Raw genomic sequence first — 7,352 nt, 5'->3', positions numbered from 1 at the left:
AGGACAGGCAGGTGCAGGCCGGGGAAGATGGCACCAGGACTCCTGGTAGGTGGTGGCGTAGACACCTACCGGCCTACCAGGAGTCCGCCTGCCCGCGCAGATCAATCACAGTTCCCGGACACGCTCTCAGGCCGATTTCCGCGCCGCGAGCCGCGGTGGGCGCGCGGCTTCGACCGCGCTCGACACCCGTGGTTGCTGTCGGAGGAGGAGCGCAGCAACGACGCCTCGGGACTGCCGGCGTGGTGCGAGGGCAACGTCGTGCACGCGGCCGTCGACGGGCGGAGCTACGTGGCTCAGCTGGGCCGAGTACTGGACGGCGCCGGACCGGGGCACACGGTCTTGTTCGCCTGCTGGTGGACCGATCCCGAGGCGCTGCTCACCGACGGCAGCATGCTGCTGCTGTTCGGCCGGCTACGGGTGACCTCCGACGCCGGCACCGTCGCCGGAGCGCGGCGACCCCAGGCCCGTCGTCGAGGGAGCAGTCATGAGCGCCAGGCGTTCGGGGGATGCTCGGCCTCCGGACGCCGGGCCACCGGGTGGGGAGGAGGCGAGTCCGCCCCGCGACCCCGCCCGTGCGGTGTACGGCACCGTGCTGGCTGGTTCCCTGATCGTTTCCGAGGGTGCGCGTGACCAGGTCGACATCCCCCGGCTGCTGCTCGTGGTGCTGGTTACGCAGGTGGTGTTCTGGCTGGCGCACGTCTACTCCGAGCTGGTCGGACACCGCATCGAGGAGGGCCGCCGCCCGCGCGGGTCGGATGTCGCCCAGCTGCTGCGGGGGGAGTGGTCGCTGGTCGCCGCCTCCTTCGGTCCCTTGCTCGTGGTCGCGGCGGCGAGCCTGGTGGGTTTCCGGGCCAACACTGCCGTGCTGGCCGGGCTGTGGGCCGTCGTCGTCCTGCTGGCCGGGTGGGCGCTGATCGCCGGTCGGCGCGCGCGGATGGGGGGAGCCGAGCTGGCGCTCTACGTCGTCCTCGGTGCCGCCTTCGGAGCCGCCTCATCCTGCTGAAGGTGTTCCTGCACTGACCGCCACGGCCCATCCGGGCCGCTGCGAGCGGCGGCGCGAGCCCGTCGAGCGACTTCCGCTCCCCGGTGGCCGTGTCGCGGGGTGCCAGCATGCTCGTTCCTCGTTTCCAGCCCTGCGTGCTACCGGTTCGCCCTGGACCGAGGACGCCGGGGATGGGCGTGCTGCCGAGGAAGGCGTCCCGCGAGACGTGGACGCCCTCCTGCGGATGCACCAACGGCAGCAGGTCCCGCGTGCCCGTGCCTCCGTGCGGCTGGTGGAAGTGGTTCTGTCCGTTGGTTCGTCGGTCGACCAGCGTGGCTGCCTGGTGCGGCAGCCTGCGGCGGCGCTGCTGCGGTCACCCCGGGGAGACCACGGTGAAGCCGTGGTGCTCGGCCGCCGCCGCGAGCTGGTCGTCGTAGGTGAGCATCGTGGTGAGGTCGACCCGCTGCGCCGAGACCAGGTGGATGGCGTCCAGCGCTCCCAGCGTGCGGCCCGGGGCGGCGGGCACCCGCTCGGCCTGGCTCAGCACCGCCTCGGTGAGCCGGACCAGGTCCACCTCCGCCAGCACGATCCCCACCTCCGCCCGGGGCAGGCCGTATGCCAGTCCCACGCGGTGCAGCTCGGTGGCGAGCAGTGCCGATGACAGCAGCTCCGGCTCATGGGTGGCCAGCCACGCCCGCAGTGCCGCGCTGGCCGGCTCCCGCTTGAGCAACTTGGCCAGCGCGGAGGTGTCCACGTACGCCCTCATCGGTCCCCGCGCAGCTCGGCCAGCAGCTCATCCACCGACGGCCCGGGGAGATCCCGCGGCGGGGGCAGCTGTGCCCAGCCGCGCCGACGCGCCGGGATGATCTCCCCGACCGCCACCAGCTCCTCGTACCTGTCCTGCCGCGACGCCGGGGCGGGGGACAGCAGCGCCACCGGCCGGCCGTGGTTGGTGACGAGGAGCGTCTCCCCGGCCTCCACCCGTCGGAGCACCTCTGCGGAGTTGTTCCGCATCTCGCGATGGCTGATCGTCTCCACTACCGGCCCCCTTCGCCGCCGCCACCGTAGCACGATTCAGCTCTCGTGCTACACCCGATGGTGCCGCGGCGTCGTGGTGGGCAGTCCGGAGAGACGGGGGCGGATGATGCCGTCGGGCGGAGGCCCCCTACCCAACCCCAGGCGCACGTTGGTCGAGGCTGCTCAGACGGGCACCTGACCTGTCCGCCGGTCCGCTCTGTCTACCCGCGCCGACGAAGCCGGGCGGGCGTGGCCCGGCGATCACCGTCCCGGCGGGCGAGACGGTGTTCAGCGACAGGCCGGACGGGCCGGTGTGCTGTGGCACCGCCTGCCGTGCACCACCCGGCGACGCGTGGACGACCCGGGTCAGGCGCGGCCGGTCGCGACCCAGGCGGCGAGCAGGCCCAGGCCGTTGCTGCCCAGGTGCGCTCCGATGGGCGCGAGCAGGCTGCCGCTGCGCTGCCGCAGCCAGCCGAACACCCACCCGCCGGCCGCGGTCACGGCGACGACCGCGGCCACCGACGCGATGCCGAGCAGGGGAAAGCCCTCGGCCACGGGAGGCAGCCGCGCCGACGCGAGATGCCACAGGCCGAAGACCGCGGAGGTGAGGGCCAACGCACGCCCGGGTGCGAGCAGCCGCGACGTCAGGGCGAGGAGGACGCCGCGGAAGGCGACCTCCTCGGGAACCACGGTGCCCAGCGGGATCAGGAGGAGGGCGCGCACCGCCAGCTGCCCGGCCGCCGTCCCCTCGACCCGGGGGTCGACCAGCAGGGGCCGCAGGGCAGGGACGGCCAGCAGCACGCCGTAGCCGGCGGTGATCGCCGCCAGGGCCGCGCCGCCCCACCGGATCCCCGCGCGCCACGTGCGCCGGCCGAGGCCCAGCTCGGTCCAGGACAGCCCGCCGGCGCGCGCGGCGGCCACCAGAGCGACGGCGGCGGCCAGGTTGGCCCCGGTGCGCACGCCGGGAGTCAGGGACAGGGCGGGGACGACGAGGTTGCTCCACGCCAGCAGCCCGGCCGACGTCCCGACCACCGGCAGCCATCGGCGAAGACGGATCTGCCGGGTCACGTCGCCTCCTCGCCGGCGCTCGTCGGCTCCGTGCCCGGCGGTGCTGTGCCTCTGCGTGACCTCGCGAGCTCGGTCACGGGTCGAGGATGGAGGAGATGCGGACGGTGTCGGCGTCGGTCCAGCCGTCCGGGGCGGCGACGGCGGCCCACGCGTCGGGGATGAGGTCGTCGTAGTTGTGCCCGTGGCCGTCGGGCACCGACTGGGCGTGGGTCAGGTCGGCGGTGACCTGCCAGAAGGTGACGATCGGGTACCAGCTCATGGCGGGGGAGACGTCCTCGCCACGGGGTTCGACCAGCCAGTCCGGACGGCGGGCCAGCAGGCTCGGTGACCACCACACGACGGGGTCCGACGGGTGCTGCAGGTAGAGGGCGCGCGGCCGGAGCCACTCGGTGGGTGGCCGGGCCAGGTCGGGTTCGTCGCCGGCGAAGCGGACGACGAGGCCGTCGGCGTAGACCGGTTCGACCTCCCGGGTCCCCGGATCGCGCCGCTCCACCAGCGAGCTCCACACCTCGTTCGAGTTCGGTGGCCCCACCCACAGGACGCCGTCTGCCTGGGCCCGGATGTCGACCAGCGAGGTGAAGGCCGCCTCCGAGCCCTGCGAGCCGAGGCTCTCGCCGTACACGAGCAGCCGGGGGCGGTCGGCTTCGGGGAGCTGCTCGACCCGGGCGTGCACGGCGTCGAAGAGCAGCCGGCCGGCCTGCTCGGCGCGGCTCCGGTCGACGAGGAAGGACAGCCAGCTGGGCAGGTAGGAGTACTGGGTGGAGACCACGGCGGTGTCGCCGCCGTACATCAGCTCCAGCGTGCTCGGCGCCGTGTCGTTGACCCAGCCGCTGCCCGTGGAGGTCACCACCAGGACCACCGACCGGTCGAAGGCCCCGGTGCGCTCCAGCTCGGCCACGGCCAGGTCGACCCGCTCCTGCGGCGTCGGTGCGCTGTTCAGGCCGACGTATGCCCGGATGGGGTCCGGCGCGGCTGCCCCGGTGGCCGCGGTCAGCTGCTCCGGCGACGGCCCGCCGGCGACGAACCGGCGTCCCTCCCGGCCCAGGGTGGTCCAGGGGACGAGCGAGGCGGGCGAGCCGGAGCGGGCCGCGCTCTGCGGCTGCTCGTCGCCGGAGAAGGTCGTGTGGTTGCTGGCGCGGAACGCGGAATCGACCGCGGACAACGCCTGCCGCAGCAGCACGTCGTTCACGACCGTGACGAGCAGGACCGCGACCGCGACCGCACCCACGACCTTCGCCAGCCGCCGCGGCAACCGCCGCCAGCGACCCAGGAGCCGCACCACGAGCCGGTACAGGTTGCGCACGCCGCGGGTCAGCGCGAGGAGCAGGGCGGCGACGACGACCAGCGTCGGGCCGGCGCGCAGCCACCCCGTCGTGGTGGTGCGGGACATCCCCACCAGGGTGGCGATCTCGCGCTGCCACTCCGCCGACACCAGCAGCATGGCCACCAGGGCCACCGGGACCGCCACCAGCAGCACCGCCCAGGCCCAGCCGGCCGCCTGCCGGGGAAGGCGATCCCGGATCCAGCTCGCCAGGCGCCGCACCCGGGCCGAGCGCCGCAGCAGCCAGGCGAGCAGCACCCCGACGCCGTAGCCCGCGGCCGCGGAGATGCCCGAGACCACGCCCTGGAACAGCCAGTTGCGGGGCAGCAGCGACGGCGTCATGGCCATGACGGCGAACAGCGTGCCCAGCAGCAGTCCGCCGGGGTCCAGCCGCAGCCAGCGACGGCCCGGCCGGTCGAGCAGGCCGCCACCCCGGTCCTCCGGTGGTGCACCGGCGGTGCTCCCGGCCCGCGCGGCTGTCGCACCGCGGCGAGTCGGGATGCCGGTGCCTGCCTCGGTGCTCATCGGGCCTCGGCGCCGCGGTCCAGCCGCCACGTGCGCCGAGTCGGGTCCACCGCGGCGGCGGTCGGCAGCGCCGACCCGGCCACGGCCGGCCACGGCCGGCGGATGCGGGAGAACACCTCGGCATCATCGCCTCTCGCGCCCAGCGCTGCCTCGGCTGGCCCGACCCCCCGGCCGCCCGTGGGCGGCAGCTGAGCGGTCCCCGGGGAGTGCGACGTGCACGGCGGCAGCCACTCCTGGTCGACGTCAGCGTCGCGCGGCCACGAGCTGCTCGATGTGCCGGAGCTGCCCGGCCAGGGCGGCCACGTCGGCCTTCGTCGCCGACTGCTCGCTGTCCTTGAGGGTCAGGACGAACTGGCCGCTCGGGGTCAGCTCGCCGTGGGCGATCTCGCTGATGTCGTCACCGTTCTGGCTGCGGACGACGTGGTCCAGCTCGTTGGGCCGCATCCCGAGTCTCTTCAGGCCGCGCTCGTCGACGTGACCGTCCTCGACCACCGTCGTCGGTCTGCCCTGGAGGATCCGCGCTGCCCTCGGGCTGGCGTTCGTCAGGCGCAGCAGCCCGTTGTTGAGGGCGATGAGGGTGACCGCGCTGACCACGGCACCGGTCACGCTGTCGTCGTCGTTGGTCTGCATCGCGTTCTCCACGGCGCTGGCCAGCAGGAACGCCACGATGAGGTCCAGGGTGTTCGTCGAGGCCAGCCCCCGCTTGCCGGACACCCGCAGGAGCGCCCAGATCACCACGTAGACGAGCGCGGTTCTCAGGGCCTTCTCCAGCAGCGGGACCTGCTGGGCGAACACGTCGTGCCACATGCCGAACTCCTCTACCCGCGGGGACCACCGCACCGCATCCTCCGGCAACGGTGAGGGCCGGCTTGCTCGCCACCGATCGGCCGGAGGTCAGGGGAAGGTGCGGACGCCGGGGCGGTAGACGGTCAACGCCCAGCGGGTGATCCCGAAGCGCAGGTCGGCGGAGCCGGGGCCGATCTCGCCGTCCCAGGCCAGCGTGGTGGGGCCGTCCGGAAGGGAGATGGCCAGGCCGGCTGATCCGGCCTCGGCGTAGAGATGGCTGCGGCCGAGCCGTCCGGCAGCCAACGACAGCAGCAGTCGCACCGCCGCGAAGCGGCGGCCGGTGTCCACGAGCCGGACGTCGAGGAGTCCGTCGTCGAGGCGGGGTCGCCAGCCGGGGGCGAACCCGTGGGGCTGGTAGCGCCCGTTGCCGATGAACAGCATCGCCATCAGGTGTTCGCGGCCGTTGACGACCGCGGGCAGGGGCCGCTCCGACCGCAGCACTGTGACGATGGCCAGCGCCGCCGCCAGGCGCTTGCCCAGCCGCGACTCCCACCGTTCCCGGGCGGCGACGAAGTGCGGATAGGCTCCGAGGCTGGCGGTGTTGAGGAACAACCGCTCCGCTCCGGTGTCGGCATCGGTGATGGTCCCGACGTCGGCACGGATCGCGCTGCCCGAGGTCACCGCCTCGGCGGCGTCTGCCGCACCGGCCACACCCAGGTCCGCGGCGAAGTGGTTGAAGGTGCCGCCGGGGAGCACCAGCAGCGGCAGGCCGGCCTCGATCGCCACCCCGGCAGCCGCGTTGACCGATCCGTCCCCGCCCCCGACGGCGAGCACCTCCGCCCGGTCGGCAGCTCGCCGCAGCACCTGCACCAGGTCGTCGCCGGGCTGGAGCGTCACCACCTCCGCTCGGGGCAGGAGCCGCCGTACGTCCTCCGCCAGCTGCGCACCTCGCCCGCCGCCGGACGCGGGGTTGACGACGGCGACCACCCCCTCCCCGTGCGGTCGCGGTGGCTGGGGATCGGACCTGGGCTCGACGGCTCGCACGGGGCTGGGCGTGCGCATCGGGGCCAGCCGGAGCGTGGCCGCGGCGACCGTGACGCCGAGTGCGGTTCCGGCCAGGACGTCGCTGGGGTGGTTGGCCCCGGTGTAGACGCGCGAGTAGGCGACGGCTCCGGCCAGCCCGACCAGCGGTGCGGCGAGCGCCGGCTTGGCCAGGCCGACGGCTCCGGCGAACGCGGCAGCGGACGCCGCATGTCCCGACGGGAAGCTCCCTGAGGACGGTCGGCGCCCGGTGCGGCGTCCGACCGGGATTCCGATCCGGGGCGGCCTGCGGCGTGGGAGGGCCTGTTTGGCCCACGAGTTGGCGAGCGCACTCGTGACGGCGAGGGCGGCCAGGCCCCGTCGCGCGGCCCGGTGTGCGCTCCTCCGCCGCGAGGCGACCAGCGCCCCGCTGATCCCCAGCCACAGCAGGGACCGGTCCGCCGCCCGCGAGACCGCGGGCAGGACGACGTCGAAGGCGGGCGTCCCGACCGCGGCGGTGCGCCGGTACACCGCCCTGTCCCACCGCCGCAGTGCCCGGAGCAGCTGGCGCTCCGGAGACGGGGTGAGCAGCTGCGCCCATCGCCGGTACGACCGCGTCATTCGGACTCCTCC

General features: G+C 74.4%; 7 protein-coding genes. 1 reads left to right on the top strand and 6 read right to left on the bottom strand.

The features are described 5' to 3' along the window. The first annotated feature begins 589 nt into the window (after window positions 1–589). The gene (locus DQ238_RS02045) at window positions 590–1,003 is read left to right on the top strand and encodes a hypothetical protein (RefSeq protein ID WP_147262998.1); all 414 of its coding nucleotides are present in this window, start codon (window positions 590–592) and stop codon (window positions 1,001–1,003) included. 352 nt (window positions 1,004–1,355) lie between these two features. Here the strand turns inward: DQ238_RS02045 and DQ238_RS02040 are convergent, their stop codons facing one another. From DQ238_RS02040 to DQ238_RS02015, 6 genes are all read right to left on the bottom strand, one after another. Beyond that, window positions 1,356–1,748 carry a type II toxin-antitoxin system VapC family toxin gene (locus DQ238_RS02040; protein ID WP_113779605.1) on the bottom strand — a complete coding sequence of 131 codons (393 nt, stop codon included), beginning with the start codon at window positions 1,746–1,748 and terminating at the stop codon, window positions 1,356–1,358. Continuing rightward, complete coding sequence (locus DQ238_RS02035; RefSeq protein ID WP_113779604.1) at window positions 1,745–2,020, bottom strand: type II toxin-antitoxin system Phd/YefM family antitoxin; 276 nt, start codon at window positions 2,018–2,020, stop codon at window positions 1,745–1,747. The genes DQ238_RS02040 and DQ238_RS02035 overlap by 4 nt, the downstream gene beginning before the upstream one ends. 345 nt (window positions 2,021–2,365) lie before the next feature. Further along, on the bottom strand, window positions 2,366–3,067 hold the full coding sequence (locus DQ238_RS02030; protein ID WP_233495630.1) for a CPBP family intramembrane glutamic endopeptidase: 702 nt from the start codon (window positions 3,065–3,067) through the stop codon (window positions 2,366–2,368). 73 nt (window positions 3,068–3,140) lie between these two features. Further along, the gene (locus tag DQ238_RS02025) at window positions 3,141–4,913 is read right to left on the bottom strand and encodes an alpha/beta-hydrolase family protein (protein ID WP_113779603.1); all 1,773 of its coding nucleotides are present in this window, start codon (window positions 4,911–4,913) and stop codon (window positions 3,141–3,143) included. A 243-nt stretch (window positions 4,914–5,156) separates the two neighbouring features. After that, window positions 5,157–5,720, bottom strand: coding sequence for a DUF421 domain-containing protein (locus DQ238_RS02020; RefSeq protein ID WP_113779602.1), 564 nt, complete (start codon window positions 5,718–5,720; stop codon window positions 5,157–5,159). Window positions 5,721–5,807: 87 nt separating this feature from the next. Then, window positions 5,808–7,340 (bottom strand): bifunctional phosphatase PAP2/diacylglycerol kinase family protein, encoded by a 1,533-nt coding sequence (locus tag DQ238_RS02015; RefSeq protein WP_113779601.1) that lies wholly within the window; start codon window positions 7,338–7,340, stop codon window positions 5,808–5,810. Between the last annotated feature and the right edge of the window lie 12 nt (window positions 7,341–7,352).

It is taken from the genome of Geodermatophilus sp. TF02-6 (genome assembly GCF_003319115.1).
Lineage (GTDB): Bacteria > Actinomycetota > Actinomycetes > Mycobacteriales > Geodermatophilaceae > Geodermatophilus.
Note: the sequence above shows the minus strand (reverse complement) of the source record. Positions and strands in the feature narration are given on the sequence as shown.